Here is a 21,333-nt window from a genome sequence, read left to right on the forward strand (position 1 = left end):
CACCCCCATGATTCCCTTTTCAGTTCTCGATCTGTCGCCCATCGTCAAGGGCGCCACCGCCGCCGACGCCTTTCGCAACACGCTGGCGCTGGCCCAGCATGCGGAGCGGCTGGGCTTCAAGCGCTTCTGGCTGGCCGAGCACCACAACAACCCCGGCATTGCCAGCGCAGCCACCGCGGTGGTGATAGGCCATGTAGCCGGCGGCACGAAGACGATCCGGGTGGGCTCGGGCGGCGTGATGCTGCCCAACCATTCGCCGCTGGTGATTGCCGAGCAGTTCGGCACGCTCGCCTCGCTCTACCCCGGCCGCATCGACCTGGGCCTGGGCCGCGCACCCGGCACCGACCAGCCGACCGCCCGCGCACTGCGGCGCGACCACCAGAACAATGCCGACACCTTTCCGCAGGACGTGCAGGAGCTGCAGCACTACTTCGGCGATGTCGAGCCCGGCCAGAGAATCCGCGCCGTGCCGGGTGCGGGCCTGAAGGTGCCGCTGTGGATACTGGGCTCCAGCCTCTTCGGCGCGCAACTGGCCGCCGCGCTGGGCCTGCCCTTTGCCTTTGCCTCGCATTTCGCACCCGACATGCTGATGCAGGCGCTGGAGATTTACCGCGACCGTTTTGAGCCGTCGGCGCAACTCGACAAGCCTTATGCCATGGTGGCGGCCAATGTGGTCGCCGCCGACACCGATGAAGCGGCCCGCTACCAGCAAACTTCTGTCCAGCAGGCCATGACCAACCTGTTGCGCGGAACACCCGGCCCGATGCCCCCGCCGATTGACGACATCGAAAGCTACTGGTCGCCCGCCGAGAAAGCCGGGGCACAGCGCATGTTGCGCTATGCCCTTGCCGGCTCAGCCGCGACGCTGCGGGAAGGGCTGCGGGATTTCATTGCCCAGACGCAGGCGGACGAGTTGATCGTGACCACGCACATCTATGACCCCGAGATCGCCAGACGCTCACTCGAGATCGTTGCGCAGGTGCGAGACACGCTGTAGGAACTCTCGCCTGCCGCGGTGCCAGCCTCAGCAAGTGCTATTGTTTTTATAGCTACTTGCCCACGTGTTCATTGGGCTGGAGCCCTAAAACACCATTGATCACGATCCATGGCCCGGACCGGCCGGTCGCACGGATTGGCTGGCAAGCGCCCATTTGGCACAGATCATGCTGCGCCTGAAGTACCCGTCCGCGGGCACTATTCCAGTCTCCGATATGGCCCCATTCCCCGCCCCCGAACGCCACACCCTCTTTGATGATGCCCAAGGCATCTTCACGGGTACGTTGTTTGTGTCGCTGGCGATGGTGATCTTCAACCAGGCGGGGCTCTTGACGGGCGGTACGGCCGGCGTGGCCTTTGTGCTGCACTACGCCACCGGCGTGAGTTTCGGCAAGCTGTTCTTTCTGGTCAACCTGCCCTTTTACTGGTTCTCATGGACCCGCATGGGGCGCGAATTCACCATCAAGACATTTCTGTCAATTGCATTGCTGTCGCTGCTGGCGGACTGGTCACCCAGGGTGTTTGACATCGCGGACATTCATCCGCTGTATGCCGCACTGGTGGGCGGCCTGCTGCTGGGAACCGGCTGCCTCTTCCTGGCCCGGCACCGGGCCAGTCTTGGCGGCGCCACCATCGTAACGCTCTACCTGCAGGAAAAGCACGGCTTGCGCGCCGGCAAGGTGCAGATGGGCATTGACTCCATCGTGGTGCTGCTCGCTTTGTTGGTGGTGCCGCCTGAGCGCGTCGCTTATTCCGTGATGGCCGCCGTGCTGATGAGCCTGTTCCTTTGGGTCAATCACAAGCCCGGCCGCTATACGGTGACCTGAACGGCACAAAGCCCCGGCGGCTGGCCGGCTCCACGCTGGCTCAATCGCCTCCGCCTACCTTGCCCCGTGAAGACTTGATTTCCGATCGCTGGCTTTTGCCTACCAGGCGGCGCTGTTTGGAGCCATAGGTGGGCTTGGTCGCCCGCCGCGCCTTGGGCGGGGTAGAGACACCGTCCACCACTTCCTGCAAACGCGCCAGCGCATCGCTGCGGTTCATCTCCTGCGTGCGGTACTGCTGCGCCTTCAGCACCAGCACGCCCTCTTGAGTGATGCGGCTGTCGGACAGGCACAGCAGGCGTTCCTTGATGGCCTCGGGCAGTGAAGAGGCGTGGATGTCAAAGCGCAGGTGCACCGCGCTGGACACCTTGTTGACGTTCTGCCCACCCGCCCCCTGCGCACGGATGGCGCTGAACTCGACCTCGCGTTCGTCAACCGGGAATTTCGGTGGCGCGGCCATGGTCAGCGCCTAAATGGTTCAGCCAGCCAGTTCTGCCAGGCCTGCGATGGCGAGCGCGTAGCCCTTCACACCAAAGCCCGCCATCACCGCCTTGGCCGCCGGTGAAATATAGGAGTGGTGGCGAAAGGCTTCACGTGCATGCACATTGCTGATGTGCAGCTCGATCAGCGTCACGCCCGCGCCTTTGATGGCGTCATGCAGCGCCACGCTGGTGTGGGTGTAGGCGCCGGCATTCAGCACCACACCGGCCAGCGTGCCGGCGGCCTGCGCGCGGCCGGCTTCATGGATGGCGTCGATCAGCGCGCCTTCATGGTTGCTCTGGCGAAAGTCCAGCTTGAAGCCGTGGGCCGCGCAGGCCTTGACGCACAGGGCCTCGACGTCGGCCAAAGTCTGCGAGCCGTACACGGCGGGTTCGCGCGTGCCCAGCAGGTTGAGGTTGGGACCGTTGAGGACCAGGGCTGTTTTCATGAAGCGGCTCTTTCGATGTGTTCAGGTTGGCTGATTCTTGTGGCGAGGTCTTGCAGGGCGACCACCTGGCCGGTGGCAATCGAGCGCCGCACGGCTTCGACGGCGCACAGGCTCTGCAGGGCATCCGTGACGGTGATTATCGGTGCTGCCTTGCCGTCTATCAAATCGCAGAAATGGTCCAGCTGTGCTGCCAGCGGGTCCACGGCTTCCAGCGTGAGGTTTTGCTCCGTGAAGGGCGTGTTCCAGCCCGGCTCGCCGCCGCCTTCGGGGCCATGCGTCCAGCTGTGCAAGGTAGGCACCGCCATGGAGCCTTTTGTGCCCGCAATGAAGTAGCAGTCTTGTGACGGGTAACGCGCGTAAGCCGTGTTCTCGCCCGAGGTCTGCTCCCAGCTGCGCGGCGACGCCACGGTGTCTGACAGCGTGAAGGTACCCAGCGCGCCGCTGGCGAACTTCAGCGTCATCACCGCCGTGTCTTCCACCGCCAGCTGCCGCACGGCGTGGGATGCCACGGCGTAGACCGATTCCAGCTCACCGCACAGGTAACGCAGGTTGTCCATCTCGTGGATCAGGTTGATCAGGATGGGGCCGCCGCCCGGCTGCTTGCGCCAGAGGCCTTGCTCAAAGTAGCTGTCGGGCTTGTAGAACTGCGCGCTTCCCGTCACCGTGACCACACGGCCCAGCAGGCCCGACCGTATGGCGCGCCGCGCCGCCTGGAGCGTGCTGCTGTAGCGCCGGTGGTGGCCCACCAGCATGGGCGTTGGATTTTGGGCCAGCGCCCCGGCCAGCTGCAAACCGGCCTCCAGTGAATCGGCCACGGGCTTTTCAATCAGGGCCGGTACGTGGTGCTGCGCGCACACCAGCGCGCCAGGCACATGCAAGTGGTTGGGCGTGGCGAGGATCACGCCGTCCGGCCGGGCCGCATTCTGCACAGCAAACAGCGTCTCCAGGCTGTCGAAGTGCGGCACACCCAAACCGGCAGCCAACTCTTTTGACGCAGGCTGTGGGTCCACCACGGCACACAACCGGGTGCGTGGGCTCGCCTGGATCAGCTCGATATGCCGCCGGCCAATGACGCCGGCGCCCGCCACGGCGATGCGCAGCGTGGCATGGCCGGGCGAAGACATGTCAGCGCACGCTTTCGAAAAAGCCCACCAGCAAGTCCGCAAAGGCGGCGGGCTGCTCAACTGCGCTCAGGTGCGCGGCGGGCAAGGTGCGCAACTGGGCGCCTTTGATGCTCCTGGCAATCGCCCCCGACATCGCGACGGGCGTGGCCTCGTCGCGCGTCCCGCCAATCACCAGGGCCGGGCATTGAATGCTCCCGTTGCTGGCACGAAAGTCGATATTGGCAACCGCTTCGCAGCTGGCGGCATAAGCCTTGGCATCGGTCTTCTCCAGCTGCAGGCGCAATGCCGCCACGCGCTGCTGGCCGCCACCCGCTTCGTCGGCCCGAAATTCAGGCGTGAACCAGCGCTGCATCGCGCCGTCGGCAATCGCCGCCACGCCCTGCTCCAGCACGGTCTTCACGCGCGCCGCCCACATGGCACGCGCCGCATCGTCGTAGTGCATGGCCGCGTTGGCGATGGTGATGCTTTTGAGCAGCTGCGGGTGCCGCACAGCCAGCGCCTGCGCGGTCATACCGCCCATGCTGAGGCCCACAAAATGCACCGGGCGATTGCTGTGCGCCTTGATCAAACCAGCCACATCGTCAGCCAGCAAGTCGATGGTGTACGGACCAGGTACGGCTTCCGATTGCCCATGGCCCCGGTGGTCATGGCGCAGCACGGTGTAGCGGCTCTTGAGCGCGGCGGCCACGCCGTCCCACATGCTGGTGTCGCAGCCCAACGCATGGCTGAGGACGACCACCGGCCCCCGGCCTTCCTGGGTCCAATGCAGATGCGGCTTTGTCATGCCGTTCATGCCTGCTTCTCCGCAGCGGGCAGCAAGCCCTTTTCACGCAGGATGTCACCGGCCACCGCAAACGCATGGTTGGCCGCCGGCACGCCGCAATAAATCGCGGCCTGCAAAATCACTTCCTTGATGTCGTCGGGCGTGAGGCGCGACTCGGGCGGGCCGTCGAGTGCCGCGCGCACATGCATGGCAAATTCTTCATAAGCCTTCAGCGCGATCATGGTCGACAGCACCATCAGCCGGCGCGTCTTGTCGCCCAGCGCGGGGCGGCCCCAGACTTCGTTCCACGCATAGCGCGTGATCAGGTCCTGGAACTCGCCATTGAAGCTGTTGCTTTTGGCAATCGATTTGTCGACCCACGCATCGCCCAGCACGCGGCGGCGGTTGGTCATCCCCTTGTCGTGGTCACTCATGCGTTTACCTTTGTGCGTTGATCGGTTGTTCTGGCGGGTGCAAGGAGAAGCTCCAGCGCGTCAGCCTGTGCATGCGCCAGGCCGGCGGCCTGCTTCGCCAGCTCTGGCGCAAACCATTCGTCGGCTGCGTCTGCCGGCAGCTCGGCACGCAGCGTGTCGAGATTGGCACGCATGCGCTGCGTGTCGACCTGCAGGCCCGGCAAGGCCTGCGCCATCGCGCGCACCGAGCCGTGCGCCGACATCAGCAGCCCCGGCCACTCGGCCAGCTCGGCCTGCCAGTTGCCCAGTGCGCGTTCGTGTTCTTGCGGCATGGTGGCCAGCAAGGCGGCCACGCGCTGCGGTACGCGTGCGCTGGCGGCCAGCGCAACCATGCAGGCCACAGGGTTGCGCTTGTGCGGCATGGCCGACGAGCCGCCGCGCCCGGGCTCGGTCGGCTCGGCCAATTCGCCAACTTCGTACTGGCCCATCAGCGAAATGTCTTTGGCGATCTTGCCCAGGCTGCCCACCAGCAGGCCCAGCTCGCAACCCAACGCCACCCACTCGTCGCGCTGCGTATGCCACGGAAAGGCCGCAGCCTTGAGCTTCAGGTCGGCCGCCATCAGCGCCGTGATCTGCGGGCCCTTGCCCTTCATTTGCGCGAGCGTGCCGACGGCCCCGCCCAGCTGCACGCTGAGTGCGTTGTCGCCCGCGGCCTGCAGGCGCTGCAGGCTGCGCGCCAGCGGCGCGGCCCAGCCGGCGCACTTGAAGCCGAAGCTGGTGACCGAAGCCGGTTGCATCAGGGTGCGGGCCAGCACCGGGTCGGCGGCATGGCGCCGGGCCAGCGCCAGCAGCGCCGTCACGGCCTTGCGGATATCCGCTTCGATCAGGTTCATCGCATTGCGCGAGACCAAAGCCAGCGCGGTGTCGATCACGTCCTGCGAGGTCGAGCCGAAATGCACATAAGCCGCGGCCTCCTTGTTAAAGAGCCCCACGGTTTCCTTCAGCGCCTTGACGAGCGGAATCGCAATGCTGCCGGCGCGCCCGCTCTCGCGCACGATCTTGGCCACGTCAAACAGCTCGACCTTGCAGGTGCCAACGATGGACTGTGCCGCAGCCTCCGGGATCAGGCCGGCACTGGCCTGCGCGCGCGCCAGCGAGGCCTCAAAGCGCAGCATGGCGTCAATGAAATTGCGCTCGCTGAACGCTTCCAGGATTTCAGACGACGATAAAAAACCTTCAAAAATACTGCTCATTCGATTCCACTCTCAAAATAATTCATGCCTGCAGGCAGAAGGCCTTATCGTTTCAACCTCATCTGGTTGGGTAAGGGCACGGAGCGGCGCAGAACGTCCTCTCCCAGCCACAAGGCCGAGCGCCACGCCCGCTCCGCCACCGCCGGCAGCGGCATCTGCTGGTAGTCGTCGTTAAACACCTCAAAGCTGTAGTCGCCCCGGTAACCCAGGCCGTGCAAACGCGTCACCAGCGTGGCGAGCGCTTCGCTGTGCACGCCCTCCCCTGGAAACACACGGAAGTGCCGGGCCGTCGCAATGCGCTCTTCCACCGACTTGATCTCGGTCCACATGAAGTCGGCCAGCTGCACCAGGAAAATCCTGTCCGGATCCAGGATGTCCAGTTCGTCCAGCGAGGTGCCGGTGGCAAACATGTGGTACGAGTCAAAGCCCAGCCCGAGGTTGGGCATGTCAGCCTGGCAGATGATGTCCCAGGCCTGCGGAAACTCATTGATCACGCGGCCCCATGACAAAGCCTCGTAAGCAATCTTGATGTTCATCGGAATCGCCAGCATGGCCAGCTTGCGCAGGTCCTTCACCAGCGCGGCTGTTTCATCGGTAGCGTGCACCGAGGTCGACGAGCAGACCAGCAGCAGCCGGCAATCCAGCGCATGGCACATGTCCAGCATGGACTTGGCGATGTCCATCTTGTACTCATGCAAATGGCCCGAGAGGCCTTCAAAGTCCCGCAGCACCTGAAAGCCCGTGACGCGCAAACCGCTGGCGCGTACCGCCGCCACCGCCGCCTCCATGCCGTCGGGGTGGCCCACGATGTCTTTGGCCGCCAGCATGATCTGCGAGAAGCCGGCGCTGCGCACGGCCTTGAGCTTGGCCTCCAACGGCCCGGCCAGCGAGATGGTGTCCATCCCGAAGTCGTCGATGTTTCCGCTGTAGTGGCTCATGGTATTGCCGCCGATTCAGCGTTCGTTGTGCACGAGCTCAAAGCTCACGCTGCCCATCCAGGTGCGCGTGAGCGCGCCGCGGTCTTCGGTGTGCACACCGCGTGACTCGACAAATTCCACACCGCGCTTGCTCAGTTCAGCCACCGAGGCCAGCACATCCGGGCTGCCCAGGCCGACGCGTTGCAGGGCCTCATCGCCCTCCACATCCAGCACGCTGGCTTCGGGCTCGATCAGCTGCAGGTAAAAGCGCGACGACGCCGGGCACGGGCTGCGCAGGATGCGGCCCTTGGGCAGGATGCCGAAGCGCTGGTCGTCGGGCAGATCGGTAAAACCAAACAGCTCGCGGTAGAACTCGGCCCAGTCTTCGGTGCGGTCATTGCCGATGTACTGCACCACGCCGAAGAAATGCAGTCCGGCCACCGCAGGCGGGCGCGGCTCTACCGTCGGAATCGGCACAAAGTCCACGTCGTAGATGGAAAAGGTCTCGTAGCGGTCGACAAAGTAGATGCGGCTTTTGCCCACACCGTGGATGGCCGGGATGTTGAGCTCCATCACCTCCACGCGCGAGGGCACGGCCCAGGCGCCGCGGTCGAGCGCGCGGCGGTAGGCCTCGGCCGCATCGCGCACACGCAGCGCAATCGCGGCGATGGCGGGCTTGTCGGTGGGCGCCGCGCCGTCGGGCATGGCCGGGATGTGGGCGTTGACGATAACATTCATGCCGCCCTGGCGGTACAGCATGACCTCGCGTGAGCGATGTCGCGCCACCGGCCTGAAACCCATCATCTCCAGCACCTGGCCCAGGGCCTGCGGCTTGGCGGTGGTGTATTCGATGAACTCGATGCCGTCCAGCCCCAGCGGGTTGGCGACTTCCGGGATCGCTTCGCGGTCGGCGGCTAGGGCTTGCGTGGCAGTGCTCATGATGTTCTCCGGTTCAGGGGGCCTGTACGGCAGCGCCCGGCACATGGCCGCCGCCCAGAAAGAGGCGCTCAATGTTCGGATCGGCCAGCAACTGCGCAGCCGGCTTGTGCAGCACCAGCTGGCCGGATTCGAGTGCGATGGCGTCGTCTGAAATCTTCAGCGCGCTCTTCACGTTCTGCTCGACCATCAGCACAGTCGTGCCCTGGGCCGCCAGCCTTTGCAGCAGCTTGAACACGTCCTGCACCACCATGGGCGACAGGCCGATGGAAGGCTCGTCGATCAGCAGCACCTTGGGACGCAGCAGCAGCGCACGGCCGATTTCGAGCTGCTTCTGCTCGCCGCCCGACAGCGCCGAGGCCTGTGAATGCAAACGTTCCTTCACGCGCGGGAAAAACTCCAGCACTTCGGGAATGCGCTCATGCGTGGTTTTGGTGCCCAGCGTGATGCCGCCCAGCTCCAGGTTCTGGAACACGGTGAGTTGCCCGAACAGGTTGCGGCCTTGCGGCACAAAGGCAATACCTTTGGCCAGCAGCTCTTTTTGAGTGGATCCGGAGATGTCCACGCCGTCGAGCAGGATGCGGCCCTGGCGCGGCTTGAGCAGGCCGAACAGGGTTTTGAGCACTGTGGATTTGCCCGCACCGTTGGGGCCCAGCAGCAAGGTGATGGAGCCGCGCCTGACCTTGAAGGACAGGTTATTCAGGATCATGAAGTCCTTGTAGCCCGCCACCACGTCGTCGAATTCAATGCAGATGTCGTTGCTCATGTCAGTTCCCGAGGTAAGCGCCGAGCACTTCTTTATTGGCTCTGATCTCGGCCGGCGTTCCAATCGCCATCACCCGCCCCTCCACCATCACCATGATCCGGTGGCACAGGTCCATCACAAAATCCATGTTGTGCTCTATCACCACAAAAGAACTCTTGCGGCCGAACTTCGGGTTCTGGTTGAGCTCCTTGAGCAGCGACGAGATACCGCCCACCAGGCTGGGGTTCACACCGGCGCAGGGCTCGTCGAGCAGCACCAGGTCGGGCTCGGCCATAAAGGCCATGGCGATGTCGACCAGCTTTTGCTGGCCGTAGCTCAGCGTGCCGGCGGGCTTGTCGGCCACATGGCGGATACGGAACTGGTCGATCAGGGCGTCGGCCTTGCCGCCCAGGCCCGAATCGCCGGGCGCAAACATGCGGCTGAACATGCTGCCCTTGTGCTCCTGCGCGGCGACGATGAGGTTGTCGCGCACCGTCATCTTGCCGAAGACCTGCAGCGTCTGGAAGGTGCGGCCCACACCGCGGCGGCTGAGTTCCAGCGGCGAGAGGCCGGTGATGTTTTTGCCGTTGAGTTCAATCGAGCCTTCGTTGGGCGTGATCTGCCCCAGCACGCTGTTGAACATGGTGGTCTTGCCCGAGCCGTTGGGGCCGATGACGCCGAAGATTTCGCCCGGCATGACCTCAAACGACACACCCGCCACCGCCTGGATGGCGCCGTAGGCTTTTTTCAGGCCCGTGACTTTCAGCAGTGCGCCGCTCATGATGAGGCCCCCACTTTGCTGGTCGCCGCAGCGCGCGCGGCCGACGCGGCACGCGCCGCGCGGCGGTCGCGTATCCGGTCAGGAATGCTGAGCAAGCCATCGGGCAGCCACACCATCAAAAACACCACCGCAGCCCCGAACATCGGCAAATACCAGTTGGACACCCCAGGCACATCGCGCAGCCATTCAGGCAACACCACCCCTACCGCGGCGCCGATGACAGGACCGAAGAAGTAGCCGGCCCCGCCGACCACCACCATCAGGTACAGCATGATGGACGCGGCCACATTAAAAGGCCCCGGCTCGATGAACTGCACCAGCGACGCGAACAAGGCGCCCGCAATGCCCGCATACACCGCGCCGATCGCAAAGCTCAGCAGCGTGTAGTGGCGGATATTCACGCCCAGGCTTTCGGCGCGTATCGGGTTGTCGCGCAGCGCCGTGAAGGCCTTGCCCCAGGGCGAGCGCAGCAGGCCCCACAGCAGCCCGGCCAGCAGCAAGGTCACCGCCAGCACGAAGTAGTAATACGCCAGGTTGCCTTCGAGCGAATACCCAAAGAGCGAAGGCCGCGCGATGTTGTTGATGCCGAAGGTGCCGCCGGTGAGCCACTCTTCATTGCGCATGACCAGCCAGATGGCGGTGTTAAAGCCCAGCGTGGCAAAGGCGAGATAGATCGCCTGCACCCGCAGCGCCGGAAAGCCCAGGATCAAACCAGTGACAAAGCAGATCAGGGCCGCGGCCGGCAGGCCCAGCCAGAAGCTGAAGCCGGCCTTCATCAGGATGGCGACGGTGTAGGCGCCTATGCCGAAGAAGGCCGCATGGCCCAGCGACTTCTGGCCCGCATAACCGATGGTGAGGTTCAGCCCCATGGTGGCGATGATGAACACCAGCCAGTAGCTCAGCAGGTAGATGCCGTAGTTCTTCAAAAACTGCGGCACCACCAGCACCAGCAAAGCGGCAACGATGGCCAGCACCAGGGAAAGTTTTCCGGGGAGCTTCATACCTTGCGCTCCTCTTTCTTGCCCAGCAAGCCTTGAGGTTTGAACAGAATCACGACCATAAAGATCACCAGCGCCACCGCATCCTTGTAGGCCGGCGAGATATAGGCCGAGGCCAGGTTTTCACAAACGCCGACGATGAGCCCACCCAGCAAGGCGCCGCGCGAGTTGTTGAAGCCGCCGATGATGGCGGCGAAGAACGCCTTGGTGCCCAGGCCCTCCCCCATGTCGAACTTGGCGAGGTACGTCGGCGTGACCAGCATGGCGGCCACCACCGCCAGCACGGCGTTGATGGCGAAGGTGTAGAAAATCATGCGCGGCACATTGATGCCGAGCACGGACGCGCTTTCGGTGTTCTGCGCGACAGCCTGCATGGCGCGGCCGGTCACGGTCTTGGCCAGGAAGGCTTGCGTGGCCATCACGACGACCAGCGCCAGCGCAAAGGTGCCGACATCCTGCATGGTGATGGTGACACCGGCGATGTTGAAAAGCTTGTCGGGGAAGAGGCTGGCAAACGGGTGGGCCTCGGCGCTGTAGCCGGCACGCACGCCGTTGCGCATGGCGATCGACAGGCCGATGGTGGCCACGACGATGGGCATCATGCCGTACTTGAATAGCGGGTCCACCACGCCGCGCTTGAACAGCCAGCCCAGCAGCAGCACGGCCAGCAGCGCGGTGCAGACAAAGCTCACCAGCATGGGCGCGCCCAGCGAGATAAAGCCCAGCATCATGAAGGCCGGCAGCATCACGAACTCGCCCTGGGCGAAGTTGATGGTGCCCGACGCCTGCCACAGCAAGGTAAAGCCCAGGGCCGCCAGCGCATAAATGCTGCCGGTGGCCAGGCCCGAGAAAAAGAGTTGGAGGAAGTCTGTCATGGCAGTGCGTGCTTGGGTACGTGCTTGAAGAGATGAAGAGGCGCCACGCCGCTCACGCGGCATGACGCCGGTCTGCGTGCTTACTTCTTCGCAGCGCCCAGCGCCGGCAGAATCGCCACCACTTCCTGCTTGCCGTTTTTCACTTCGATCATGAAGCTCTCGCGGTCCAGGTCGCCCTTGCTGTCAAACGACACGTCCATCAGCACGCCGGGCTGGTCGGCCGCCTTGACCTTCAGCGTGTGCAGCGCGGCGGCCACGGCCTTGCGGTCCAGCTTGCCGACTTTTTCAATCGCGGCCTTCAGCACGTAGATGCCGGAGTAGCCCTTCATGCCGTTGTGGTCGGAGACATATTTGTATTCCTTCTCGAACTTGGCGCGGAAGGCGCGGATGGCCGGCTGCGGCGCGTCAACCGTCAGGCCCACGTGCGCAATCGCGCCGTTGGCGGCTTCGCCGGCAAGCTCGATCACTTTCTGGCCGGTCAGCGTGGTTTCGCCGATCACGGGCTTGTTCCAGCCTTGCTTCCTCAGCTCGCGCAACAGTCGTGCAGACTCTTCTTCGTTCGAATAGGCAAACAGGCCGTCGGCATTGCTTTGTTTGGCGCGCAGCACGGCGGCCGAGAAGTCGACCTGGCCGGGCTCGGTGGAAATTTCTGCCGCCACCTTGGTGCCGGTTGCGGCCAGCGCCTTCTTGATGGCGTCGTTGCCGCCCTTGCCGAAGTCGTTGTTCACATAAATGATGGCGATGTTTTTCAGCTTGGCCTGGTCGCTGATGTAGCGCGCCACCTTGGGCATGGCGTCGGCCTGCGTGAAGCTGGTGCGGAACACATACGGATTGCCTTGCTGCGTGATGCTGGACGCCTCACCGCCGGTGAAGTTGGGCACCTCGGCACGGCGCGACTCCGCCATGCTCACCATGATGGAGCCGGAGAACACCGGGCCGAAGATCGCAAACACATCGTTGTCGATGGCTTTTTGCGTCAGGCCCTTGGCCACGCCGGGGTTGCTTTGTGTGTCGGCCGTGGTGGTCTGGATTTTCTTGCCGAGGATGCCGCCGCTGGCGTTGATTTCCTTGACGGCCAGTTCCACCCCGTTCTTGAAGTTGGTGCCCGCCGTGGCGCCGCCGCCGGAGAGTTCAACGATGTTGGCGATCTTGATCACATCTTGAGAAAAACTGGCTGTAGCGCTTATGGTTAATGCACAGGCCGCTATCAATTTAAGAGCAAATCGTTTTTTCATGGTTGTCTCCTCTGGTTTAAAAATCAAGGCATTCGTCAAAAAAAAGGCCGTCAAAAAACTGCGGCATCCGCCAGCGGCGCAGACTGCCCGTGGCCGCCTCCCGGCACACGCCGGATCTCACCCGCCAGGGCGGCCGGGTACAGATGCTCGCGGATGAAGGTCGCGTCGCGCCGCACCGCCTCGGCCGCTTCGGTGTAGCCGAAGAAGGCCAGGTAGTCCGGTGCCTGCTGGATCAGCATTTCAAAGCCCGGCTGGGCCACCAGGCCGCGCGCGCGCACGGCGCGTACGAAAGGCGTCGGCTGGTTCTTCATCAGGATGTCGACCACCGCCGCCTGCGGCGCCAGGCGCTGCACATCGCACGGCAGCGGATCGCCAGCCTGCAGGCCCAGCGGCGAAGCATTGACGACGAGGTCGTAGCCGGACGGGTCGCTGCTGGCGGCGTGCACGACGCGCGTGCCGGCGGCCTGCGCAGCGGAGCCTATATGCGCGGCCACGGCTTCCGCCTTGCCCGGCACCGGGTCGTAGAGCGCAATTTCCGCCGGGGCACTGCTGCCGGCAATCGCCAGCGATGCGGCAATGGCCGAAGCGCCGCCGCCGGCGCCCAAAATCAGCACACGCTTGCCGGCGTAGCCGATGGCGAAATAGTCCAGCGCCGACACCAGCCCCTTGCCGTCAAACAGTCCGCCTTCCAGCGAACCGTCGGCGTTGCGGCGAATGCCGTTGACCGCACCGGCCACCCGGCCGTAGTCATTGCAGTGCGACAGCAAACCCACGACCAGCGATTTGTGGGGAATCGCCAGGAACATGCCCTTGATGTTTTTGGCCAGGAAGGCTGAACGCACAAAGGTTTCAATGTCGCCCGCCGCCACATGCACCGGCACCAGCACGGCATTGATGCCCATGGTTTTGAAAATCAGGTTGAAGACGTCCGGCGCGCGCACCTGCTCCACCGGGTCGCCGGGGATCAAGTACACGTCGGTGTTGCCCTGGATGGTGGGGAGCATATATATCTAGGGGTTCCTGGTTGGGCTGGGGCGCTTGCTGCCTGGTTTCGACGAAACGTTCGATGATCGACTATTTCGAGGAGATTTTGCTGAACTTTAGAAGCTGACAGCTCGTTTAGAAAGCAGAATTTCCGCAGATTGATCGACAATCGATCATTAACGTTCAATAATCGAACGAAACAAGGGTTTGACCTATGATTTCACCCGGCGCCCTTCTTCAATACTTCAGCGCATGACCTCACCCGCCCCCACCCCGCCTTCCGACGCCCTGCAGGCCCCGCGCGCGCCGGAGCTGGACAAACGCGACTGGATCGCCGGGCTCGAAAAAGGCTTGTCCATCATTGAATGTTTTGACGACGCCAACCCCCGCCTGACCGCCAGCCAGGCCGGCGCCCGTTGCGGCATGACACGCACCGCCGCGCGCCGCTATCTGCTGACGCTGGAGCATCTGGGTTATGTGGCCGGCGACGGCAAGCTTTTCTGGCTGACGCCGCGCGTGCTGCGCCTGGGCCAGTCCTATCTGGAGTCGGCCCGCCTGCCGCGCATCGTGCAGCCCTTTTTGCAACGCGTGACCGCCGGCACCCAGGAAAGCGCATACGTCAGCGTGATGGACGGCGACGACATCGTCTACATCGCCCGCAACGGCTCCAGCCGCGCCATGAACACCGGCTACGTGCTGGGCTCACGCGTGCAGGCGCAGGTCACTGCGGCGGGCATGCTGATGCTGTCCATGCGTGAAACCGCCTGGCTGGAGAACTGGCTGTCGCACCACGAACTCAAGGCGTATACCTCTTTCACCATCGCCAGCAAAGACCGCCTGCGCATCGAGCTGGCGCGGGTGCGGGCGCAAGGCTGGGCGATTTCCGAACAGCAACTCGAGCTGAACTACCGCGGGATTGCCGTGCCGCTGCGCGACCGGCATGGGGATGTGGTGGGGGCGTTGAGTGTGACCATGCCTATGGGGCATGAGTCGAGTGAGGAGGCGGTTGGGCGGGTTTTGTCTGTGCTTCGGGAGACTGCGCAGGCTATGAGGAATCTGATTTAGGCCGGCGCTTCACCAGGCTTCGATACCTCAGCCCGAACGGGCAACGGGCAACGCTATCAATTCAGGAGCTACAACCCAAGGCAGATCTTGGGCTATAGGCCGATTTCATTCACAAGATCCCTCAAGCCAGCAAGCTCCTCACGAATCTTGCACAATCTCCAGACCGACTCCCTCGCCACTTCCTGACTGCCGCCACCCGCGCGCGCTCCATGCAAACCCGCCATTTCATCCAGCTGATCGCCATGTCCGCCCTGTGGGGCGCATCGTTTCCCCTTCTTCGCATCGCCAGCCCGGCCCTCGGCCCGTGGGTGGTCGCGCTCACCCGCTGCACGCTGGCGGCCATTGTGTTGAGCCTGCTGATGAGCACCTTGCGCGGCCGCTGGCCGCCGCGCAGTGCGTGGCCGCACCTGACCTGGGTGGGCCTGCTGTCGGTGGTGATTCCCTTTGTGCTGTTCAACTGGGCGGCGCTGATCATTCCTTCGGGCTACTCGGCGGTGCTCAATGCGACCGCGCCGCTTTTCGGCGTGATGGCGGCCGCGCTGGCCGGGGAAGAAAAGCTCACGCGGGTGCGCCTGCTGGGCTGCGTGGTGGGCTTCGCCGGCGTCGCGTTGCTGGTGCAACTGGGGCCTGTGGCCGTCACGCCCATGGTGATCCTGGCGGCGCTGGCCTGTGTGGTGGCCTCGGCCAGCTACGGTTTTGGCGCCATCCAGATGAAACGCGCGACCATGGCCCATTCGCCGCTGCCTTCGTCGGCGGTGGTGCATATCACGGGGGCGCTGATTCTGCTGGTGCCGGGCGGGATCGCCGCACCCGCGGCCGTGCTGACACCGGGCGCCGTGGCAGCGGTGTTGGTGCTGGGCACGCTCACCTCGGGTTTTATGTACTGGATCAGCATGCGGCTGATGCGCGAAATACCGGCCAGCGCTACCACGTCGGCGGCGTTCATGATCCCGCTCTTCGGCGTGACCTGGGGCGGGCTGTTTCTGGGTGAGCCGGTGACGGCCAGCATGTTGCCGGGTTGCATTCTGGTGCTGTCGGCCACGGCATTGATCACGGGCTTTAACCCGTTTCGCTCGGCGCCGCCTGAGCCGTAACGGTCAGAAAGCGTTGCCTGCAACGCTGTTCTTTTAGGCCGTTCGCCCTGAGGTATCGAAGGGTTGCCCGCATGGCGAAGAAGGCTTCGATACGTAGCCTGTCCTGAGCCTGTCGAAAGGTCAGCCCGAACGGTTTTTGGAAACCGTTAGCTGAGACGCTGACGCATGATGTTCGGCGTACTCACCACAACATCCCCATTCTGCGCACGCTGGCGCAGCGCATGCTCCATCACCACCAGCGCCAGCATGGCCTCGGCGATCGGCGTGGCGCGAATGCCGACGCACGGGTCGTGGCGGCCCTTGGTCACCACTTCAGCCGGGTTGCCGGCGGTGTCGATGGACTGGCGCGGCGTGATGATCGAACTGGTCGGCTTGATGGCGATCGACACTTCCAGGTCTTGCCCGGTGCTGATGCCGCCCAGCACGCCGCCGGCGTTGTTGGACTGAAAGCCCTCGGGCGTGAGCCCATCGCCATGCGTGGTGCCGCGCTGCGTGACGCTGGCAAAGCCGGCGCCGATTTCAACGCCCTTCACGGCGTTGATGCCCATCATGGCAAATGCGATGTCGGCATCCAGCTTGTCAAACAGCGGGTCGCCCAGGCCCACCGGCACCCTGGACGCGGTGACGCGGATGCGCGCGCCGCAGGAGTCGCCCGCCTTGCGCAGCGCATCCATATAGTCTTCCAGCTTGCTGACATCGGCTGTCGGGGCAAAGAACGGGTTGTTCGGCACGTGCTCCCACGACTCAAACGGAATGGCAATGTCGCCGATCTGCGTCATGCAGCCGCGAAATGTGGTGCCGTACTTTTCAGCCAGCCATTTTTTGGCCACCGCACCGGCCGCCACCATGGGCGCCGTGAGGCGCGCTGAGGCCCGGCCACCGCCGCGCGGGTCACGCCGGCCGTATTTGTGCAGGTAGGTGTAGTCGGCGTGGCCGGGGCGAAAGGTCTCCAGGATGTTGCCGTAGTCCTTGCTGCGCTGGTCGGTGTTCTTGATGAGCAGGCAGATCGGCGTGCCGGTGGTCTTGCCTTCGTAGACGCCGGAGAGGATCTCGACAGTGTCGGGCTCGTTGCGCTGGGTGACGTGGCGGCTGGTGCCGGGGCGGCGGCGGTCCAGGTCGCCCTGGATGTCGGCCTCGCTGAGCTCCATGCCCGGCGGGCAGCCGTCAATCACGCAGCCAATGGCCGGTCCGTGGGATTCACCAAAGTTGGTGACAGCGAAAAGTGTTCCGAAGGTGTTGCCGCTCATGGGGACTGATTATCCCAGACGGCGTGAAAGGCCCCGGATGCCGCTTTTGCAGAGGTCGGCGGGCCTGAAGACTTCATGGCATGCACCGGCGCGGGCTGTAACTTGCGCATTCCTCATCAGGTCTTGCGCATCGCGCATTGACAGCGGCAGCGTTGTACCTGCGAAGCAACTGCTTGCCGCCTTCTGCTCGACTCACCCAATCGGTAACCCATCGGTAGCACCCCGAAATTTAGAGTCGTTTCAGAAGCCCCTCAAGCCCGGCAGACCATGCAGAGCGGTCTCGCCGGGCTCTTTTTAATGGGCCATTTCACGCGCACTACCGGCCTTCCCTGCGATGCCGTATGCCGCTCCACCGCCCGCTCTGCCTTCAACGAGAACCTCCGCCATGAACCACTTTCACCGGGTCATCTTCAACCCTTCCCTGGGCGTGCGCCAGGTCGTCTCTGAAATCGCGAGTTCCGGCCGGGGCGCCGGCAGCCAGGCCAGTACAAGCAGCACGTCCCGCGCGCCGCGCCTTTCTGTACTGGCTGCCGCCTGCGTGCTGGCCTGGTGCGTTGTGCCCCAGGTGCAGGCGGCCAGTTGCGATGCCAGCACGTCTTCCGACCTGGTCAATTGCATCAGCACTGCGAATGTCGACACCATCAACCTGATGGGCAGCATCACCCTCGGCGCCAATCTCGGCGTGATTGACAGAGATCTCACCATCAACGGCAACGGCAGAACGCTCAATGGCGCCGGCACCTACCGAGGCTTCTTCGTCGGCGCGGGCAACGTCACGATCAACGATCTGACGATGACCAACCTGCACGCCAAGGGCGGCGATGGCGGAGGGGGCTACGGCCCAGGCGGTGGCGGCATGGGGGCCGGTGGCGCGGTTTTTGTGGCTACCGATGCGAGCGCCAATTTGAACAACGTGAGCATTACCGGTAACGCCGCGACAGGAGGAAATGGCGGTAACGCGACTGCGTTCTTCAGTACGGGCATCGGCGGCGGTGGCGGCATGGGAGGTAATGGTGCCGGCCCTTCGGCCATACCCGTCTCATCGGGCGGTGGCGGTTTGTTTGAGGATGGCCAGGGTGGGACAGTAGTTGGCGGCGGCAACGGCGGCGGGCCAACTGGCGGCGCTGGCGATACTGCTGGAACCGGATCAGCCGGTAACGGCGGTAACTACACCGGCGGCGGCGGCGGCGCCAATGTATCCAACGCCGCTGGTGGAAGTGGCGGCCTTGGCGGCGGTGGCGGCGGGGCGAACACAACCGGCGGCGCCGGAGGTTTTGGCGGCGGCGGCGGCGGGAGTGCTCTTAGCGGCGGGGCCGGCGGTTTCGGGGGCGGCGGCGGCGGCAGTTTCGGCCCCTCCGGAACATCCGCAGGCAGCGGCGGTTTCGGGGGAGCCAACGGCTCCTCCGCAACCCTTCCCGGTAGCCCGATCGGGCGCGTGGGCGGCGGCGGTGGAGCAGGCATGGGCGGCGCCATATTCGTGATGGCCGGTGGCTCACTTACCTTTGGCAGCAGCACCAACACCCAGATTAGCGGCAATAGCGTGACGGGTGGTGCCGCCGGTTCAGGCGCAGGGGCGGGCTCCGCTTTCGGCAATGGCATCTTCCTGCAAGGCAGCACCGCGCAGCTCAATCTGGCCCCCACCTCGGGCACACAGACCGTAACCGATGTCATTGCCGACCAAACCGGCTCAGCCGGCTTCGGTGGCAGCGTCGCCATCACCAAGACCGGCGCAGGCACCACGATCCTGTCGGGCGATAACAAATACAGCGGCGGCACCACCATTTCAGCCGGCACCCTGCAGCTGGGCAACGGCCTGGCCAGCGGTTCCATCACGGGCAATGTCAATAACAACGGCACCCTGGCCTTTAACCGCAATAACACCCTGACCTTCTCGGGCCTTATCTCCGGCACCGGCAGCGTGCACCAGATCGGCACCGGCACCACGATCCTCTCCGGCAACAACACCTACAACGGCGGCACCACCATCGCCACCGGCACCCTGCAGCTGGGCAATGGCCTGGCCAGCGGCTCCATCACGGGCAATGTGGCTAACGATGGCACGCTGGCCTTCAACCGCAACGACAGCGCGCTGAACCTTCTGGGCGTTATCTCCGGCAGTGGCAGCGTGCGCCAGATCGGCACTGGCACCACGATCCTCTCAGGCGACAACAGCTACACAGGCGGCACCACCATCACCGCCGGTACGCTGCAAGTGGGCAACGGCGGCACCAGCGGCTCCATCACAGGCAATGTGCTCAATAACGCAGCGCTGGCCTTCAACCGCAGCGATGCCTACATGGCGGCCAATTCCATCTCAGGCACCGGCACGCTCACCCAGAACGGCGCCGGTAATCTGATCCTGACCGGCGCCAGTATCTACACGGGCGCCACCAGCGTCAATGCGGGCACGCTCTCTGTCAACGGCTCCATCACCTCGGCCACCACCGTCAACAGCGGCGGTGCGCTGGGTGGCAACGGCTCGGTTGGCAATGTGAATGTTCTGGCCGGCGGCACTTTGGCCCCGGGCAACTCCATCGGCACTCTCACCGTCAACGGCAACCTCACCTTTGCCCCCGGTTCTGTTTACCGCGTTGAGACCGATGCCGCCGGCAACGCCGACCGCGTCAATGTGGTCGGCGCTCCGGGCACGTTGACCATCAACGGCGGGACGGTCGATGTGCAGGCCGGTGCGGGCAACTACGCGCGCAACACCAGGTACACCATCCTGACGTCGACTGGCGCGACCACCGGCGCCTTCACCGGCGTCACCAGCAACCTGGCCTTCCTCACGCCATCGCTCAGTTACTTGTCTGGTGGGGTGGTTCTCAAGCTGGCAGAGGACACTCCTTACAGCACCGTGGCGCAGACGTCCAATCAGGCGAGTACGGCCAACTACCTCAACAGCTTTGCCAACACCCCGGGCAATGCCGCAGCAGCCGCGCTGATCCAGCAGATCGACAACCTCACGGCCGGGCAGGCGCGCACGGCATTTGATTCGATGTCTGGCAGCTCACATGCGGCCGCCAGCCAGATCGCCGGCGCAATGGGGCGTAACTTCTCGGCTACGCTGGCAGCACGTATCGGCTTCGGGCTGGGCTCAGCCAACACCTCGGCTTCCAGCACGGCAGGCTTGAAGGCGATGAAGTTCGCCAGCGTGAGCCCGGCGCTGCTCACTCGCCCGGGTGATGTGGTGAGCGACTCGTCGCTAAGAGTGGCAGCAGCCGATCCATCCACTGAATCACAAGACCGCCCTGCACTGCAAAGCGTGGGCGGCCTGTGGGGCCAGGCCACAGGCACCGGAGGGCACACCGGCAGCGATGGCAACGGCGCTGCGTCGCGCTACCGCGCCAGCGGCTTTGTGTTTGGTTATGACCAGCCCATCACATCGAACTGGTTGGCCGGAGCCGCCCTCGGCTACAACAAAGCGCAGTGGGACGCCAGCACCAACGGGGCAGCTCCCGCCAGTGGCCGCATCAGCACACCGCAAGCAGGCCTATATGCGCGTTACACCGATGGCCCCTGGCAAGTGCGTCTTGATGGCACCTACAGCAACCACCGCTTCAGCACTGATCGCACCGTCACCATCGGCAATACAAGCGCTATCGCCCGCTCCAGCCATGGCGGCACTGAGTGGGCGTTTGCCGCGCAGGCAGAGTACTCGCTGCCGTCAGGCGACTGGGACATCCGCCCACTGGCAGGCCTGCGCCATGCGCGACTGAGCGAACACGGCTTCACCGAAACAGGCGCCGGCGCGGCAGACCTGACCGTCAACGCACGACGCTCGCAGAACACCGTCGCGTCGCTGGGTGTGAAGTTTGCGAAACCCCTGGGCGACCAGGGCGGCAAACTGCAGCTGTCGGCCATCGCCTCGCACTTGATGGGTGACAACGACTCGCCACTCTCCTCCCGCCTGGCGGGTCAACCCGGCACCTTCACAGCTGCCGGCACGCCGCTCAAACGCACCGCGCTGACGCTGGGCGGCTCGCTCACGGGCCAGCTCTCGCGCGGGCTCAGCGCTTATGCCGATGCGGCTTACGAATACCGAGGCTCCGGCCAAAACGCCTTCATGTTCACGGCGGGCCTGCGCCTGAACTGGTGATGCACGGGGGCGCTGTCCGCGTGATGGGTGCCCCGCCCTGGCTTCACAGAAGCAGT

20 protein-coding genes are annotated in these 21,333 nt (G+C 64.3%); 5 read left to right on the forward strand and 15 right to left on the reverse strand.

The window, feature by feature from the left end; translation table 11 throughout:
* Nucleotides 1-7 precede the first annotated feature (7 nt).
* Entirely contained in the window at nucleotides 8-997 is a 990-nt protein-coding gene (locus DT070_RS20715) for an LLM class flavin-dependent oxidoreductase (protein WP_122957097.1), read from the forward strand.
* A gap of 214 nt (nucleotides 998-1,211) precedes the next feature.
* Entirely contained in the window at nucleotides 1,212-1,823 is a 612-nt protein-coding gene (locus DT070_RS20720) for a YitT family protein (RefSeq protein ID WP_122957098.1), read from the forward strand.
* Nucleotides 1,824-1,863: 40 nt separating this feature from the next.
* On the opposite strand, the gene arfB is transcribed toward DT070_RS20720, so the two are convergent.
* From arfB to DT070_RS20790, 14 genes are all read right to left on the reverse strand, one after another.
* The gene (gene arfB / locus DT070_RS20725; RefSeq protein ID WP_122957099.1) at nucleotides 1,864-2,280 is read right to left on the reverse strand and encodes an alternative ribosome rescue aminoacyl-tRNA hydrolase ArfB; all 417 of its coding nucleotides are present in this window, start codon (nucleotides 2,278-2,280) and stop codon (nucleotides 1,864-1,866) included.
* 18 nt (nucleotides 2,281-2,298) lie between these two features.
* Nucleotides 2,299-2,748 carry a type II 3-dehydroquinate dehydratase gene (gene aroQ, locus DT070_RS20730; protein WP_122957100.1) on the reverse strand — a complete coding sequence of 150 codons (450 nt, stop codon included), beginning with the start codon at nucleotides 2,746-2,748 and terminating at the stop codon, nucleotides 2,299-2,301.
* Complete coding sequence (locus DT070_RS20735; protein ID WP_122957101.1) at nucleotides 2,745-3,872, reverse strand: Gfo/Idh/MocA family protein; 1,128 nt, start codon at nucleotides 3,870-3,872, stop codon at nucleotides 2,745-2,747. The genes aroQ and DT070_RS20735 overlap by 4 nt, the downstream gene beginning before the upstream one ends.
* Nucleotide 3,873: 1 nt before the next feature.
* Entirely contained in the window at nucleotides 3,874-4,656 is a 783-nt protein-coding gene (locus tag DT070_RS20740; RefSeq protein WP_122957525.1) for an alpha/beta fold hydrolase, read from the reverse strand.
* 5 nt (nucleotides 4,657-4,661) lie between these two features.
* Nucleotides 4,662-5,069: a carboxymuconolactone decarboxylase family protein gene (locus DT070_RS20745; protein WP_122957102.1), complete on the reverse strand. Its 408-nt coding sequence runs from the start codon at nucleotides 5,067-5,069 to the stop codon at nucleotides 4,662-4,664.
* On the reverse strand, nucleotides 5,066-6,301 hold the full coding sequence (gene pcaB, locus DT070_RS20750; RefSeq protein ID WP_122957103.1) for a 3-carboxy-cis,cis-muconate cycloisomerase: 1,236 nt from the start codon (nucleotides 6,299-6,301) through the stop codon (nucleotides 5,066-5,068). The genes DT070_RS20745 and pcaB overlap by 4 nt, the downstream gene beginning before the upstream one ends.
* A 44-nt stretch (nucleotides 6,302-6,345) precedes the next feature.
* On the reverse strand, nucleotides 6,346-7,239 hold the full coding sequence (locus tag DT070_RS20755) for a sugar phosphate isomerase/epimerase (protein ID WP_122957104.1): 894 nt from the start codon (nucleotides 7,237-7,239) through the stop codon (nucleotides 6,346-6,348).
* A gap of 15 nt (nucleotides 7,240-7,254) precedes the next feature.
* Entirely contained in the window at nucleotides 7,255-8,157 is a 903-nt protein-coding gene (locus DT070_RS20760) for a 4-hydroxyphenylpyruvate dioxygenase (RefSeq protein WP_122957105.1), read from the reverse strand.
* Nucleotides 8,158-8,170: 13 nt separating this feature from the next.
* Complete coding sequence (locus tag DT070_RS20765) at nucleotides 8,171-8,920, reverse strand: ABC transporter ATP-binding protein (protein ID WP_122957106.1); 750 nt, start codon at nucleotides 8,918-8,920, stop codon at nucleotides 8,171-8,173.
* Between the two features lies 1 nt (nucleotide 8,921).
* Nucleotides 8,922-9,680, reverse strand: coding sequence for an ABC transporter ATP-binding protein (locus DT070_RS20770; protein ID WP_122957107.1), 759 nt, complete (start codon nucleotides 9,678-9,680; stop codon nucleotides 8,922-8,924).
* The gene (locus DT070_RS20775; RefSeq protein WP_122957108.1) at nucleotides 9,677-10,681 is read right to left on the reverse strand and encodes a branched-chain amino acid ABC transporter permease; all 1,005 of its coding nucleotides are present in this window, start codon (nucleotides 10,679-10,681) and stop codon (nucleotides 9,677-9,679) included. Before DT070_RS20775 ends, DT070_RS20770 begins: the two co-directional genes overlap by 4 nt.
* Nucleotides 10,678-11,553 carry a branched-chain amino acid ABC transporter permease gene (locus DT070_RS20780; protein ID WP_122957109.1) on the reverse strand — a complete coding sequence of 292 codons (876 nt, stop codon included), beginning with the start codon at nucleotides 11,551-11,553 and terminating at the stop codon, nucleotides 10,678-10,680. The genes DT070_RS20775 and DT070_RS20780 overlap by 4 nt, the downstream gene beginning before the upstream one ends.
* 80 nt (nucleotides 11,554-11,633) lie before the next feature.
* Nucleotides 11,634-12,788: an ABC transporter substrate-binding protein gene (locus tag DT070_RS20785; RefSeq protein WP_122957110.1), complete on the reverse strand. Its 1,155-nt coding sequence runs from the start codon at nucleotides 12,786-12,788 to the stop codon at nucleotides 11,634-11,636.
* A gap of 50 nt (nucleotides 12,789-12,838) precedes the next feature.
* Entirely contained in the window at nucleotides 12,839-13,792 is a 954-nt protein-coding gene (locus DT070_RS20790; RefSeq protein WP_122957111.1) for a shikimate dehydrogenase, read from the reverse strand.
* Nucleotides 13,793-14,024: 232 nt separating this feature from the next.
* Here DT070_RS20790 and DT070_RS20795 point away from each other — a divergent pair, with 232 nt between their 5' ends.
* Complete coding sequence (locus tag DT070_RS20795; protein WP_122957112.1) at nucleotides 14,025-14,837, forward strand: IclR family transcriptional regulator C-terminal domain-containing protein; 813 nt, start codon at nucleotides 14,025-14,027, stop codon at nucleotides 14,835-14,837.
* 209 nt (nucleotides 14,838-15,046) lie between these two features.
* Nucleotides 15,047-15,931, forward strand: coding sequence for a DMT family transporter (locus DT070_RS20800; protein ID WP_122957113.1), 885 nt, complete (start codon nucleotides 15,047-15,049; stop codon nucleotides 15,929-15,931).
* A 146-nt stretch (nucleotides 15,932-16,077) separates the two neighbouring features.
* Here DT070_RS20800 and aroC read toward each other — a convergent pair whose 3' ends face one another.
* Nucleotides 16,078-17,178, reverse strand: coding sequence for a chorismate synthase (gene aroC, locus DT070_RS20805; RefSeq protein WP_122957114.1), 1,101 nt, complete (start codon nucleotides 17,176-17,178; stop codon nucleotides 16,078-16,080).
* Nucleotides 17,179-17,563: 385 nt separating this feature from the next.
* Here aroC and DT070_RS20810 point away from each other — a divergent pair, with 385 nt between their 5' ends.
* A complete protein-coding gene (locus DT070_RS20810; protein WP_164483790.1) occupies nucleotides 17,564-21,277 on the forward strand; it encodes an autotransporter domain-containing protein in 3,714 nt (1,237 codons plus the stop codon).
* The last annotated feature ends 56 nt before the right edge of the window (nucleotides 21,278-21,333 follow it).

Source organism: Polaromonas sp. SP1 (assembly GCF_003711205.1).
Classification (GTDB): domain Bacteria; phylum Pseudomonadota; class Gammaproteobacteria; order Burkholderiales; family Burkholderiaceae_C; genus Polaromonas.

Coding starts and splice junctions, on each gene's coding strand:
- arfB (WP_122957099.1), bottom strand. CDS start 2,280: ATGGCCGCGCCACCGAAATTCCCGGTTGACGAACGCGAGGTCGAGTTC.
- DT070_RS20790 (WP_122957111.1), bottom strand. CDS start 13,792: ATGCTCCCCACCATCCAGGGCAACACCGACGTGTACTTGATCCCCGGC.
- DT070_RS20745 (WP_122957102.1), bottom strand. CDS start 5,069: ATGAGTGACCACGACAAGGGGATGACCAACCGCCGCCGCGTGCTGGGC.
- DT070_RS20760 (WP_122957105.1), bottom strand. CDS start 8,157: ATGAGCACTGCCACGCAAGCCCTAGCCGCCGACCGCGAAGCGATCCCG.
- DT070_RS20735 (WP_122957101.1), bottom strand. CDS start 3,872: ATGTCTTCGCCCGGCCATGCCACGCTGCGCATCGCCGTGGCGGGCGCC.
- pcaB (WP_122957103.1), bottom strand. CDS start 6,301: ATGAGCAGTATTTTTGAAGGTTTTTTATCGTCGTCTGAAATCCTGGAA.
- DT070_RS20755 (WP_122957104.1), bottom strand. CDS start 7,239: ATGAGCCACTACAGCGGAAACATCGACGACTTCGGGATGGACACCATC.
- DT070_RS20770 (WP_122957107.1), bottom strand. CDS start 9,680: ATGAGCGGCGCACTGCTGAAAGTCACGGGCCTGAAAAAAGCCTACGGC.
- DT070_RS20780 (WP_122957109.1), bottom strand. CDS start 11,553: ATGACAGACTTCCTCCAACTCTTTTTCTCGGGCCTGGCCACCGGCAGC.
- DT070_RS20715 (WP_122957097.1), top strand. CDS start 8: ATGATTCCCTTTTCAGTTCTCGATCTGTCGCCCATCGTCAAGGGCGCC.
- aroC (WP_122957114.1), bottom strand. CDS start 17,178: ATGAGCGGCAACACCTTCGGAACACTTTTCGCTGTCACCAACTTTGGT.
- DT070_RS20740 (WP_122957525.1), bottom strand. CDS start 4,656: ATGACAAAGCCGCATCTGCATTGGACCCAGGAAGGCCGGGGGCCGGTG.
- aroQ (WP_122957100.1), bottom strand. CDS start 2,748: ATGAAAACAGCCCTGGTCCTCAACGGTCCCAACCTCAACCTGCTGGGC.
- DT070_RS20810 (WP_164483790.1), top strand. CDS start 17,564: ATGAACCACTTTCACCGGGTCATCTTCAACCCTTCCCTGGGCGTGCGC.
- DT070_RS20785 (WP_122957110.1), bottom strand. CDS start 12,788: ATGAAAAAACGATTTGCTCTTAAATTGATAGCGGCCTGTGCATTAACC.
- DT070_RS20720 (WP_122957098.1), top strand. CDS start 1,212: ATGGCCCCATTCCCCGCCCCCGAACGCCACACCCTCTTTGATGATGCC.
- DT070_RS20765 (WP_122957106.1), bottom strand. CDS start 8,920: ATGAGCAACGACATCTGCATTGAATTCGACGACGTGGTGGCGGGCTAC.
- DT070_RS20795 (WP_122957112.1), top strand. CDS start 14,025: ATGACCTCACCCGCCCCCACCCCGCCTTCCGACGCCCTGCAGGCCCCG.
- DT070_RS20775 (WP_122957108.1), bottom strand. CDS start 10,681: ATGAAGCTCCCCGGAAAACTTTCCCTGGTGCTGGCCATCGTTGCCGCT.
- DT070_RS20800 (WP_122957113.1), top strand. CDS start 15,047: ATGCAAACCCGCCATTTCATCCAGCTGATCGCCATGTCCGCCCTGTGG.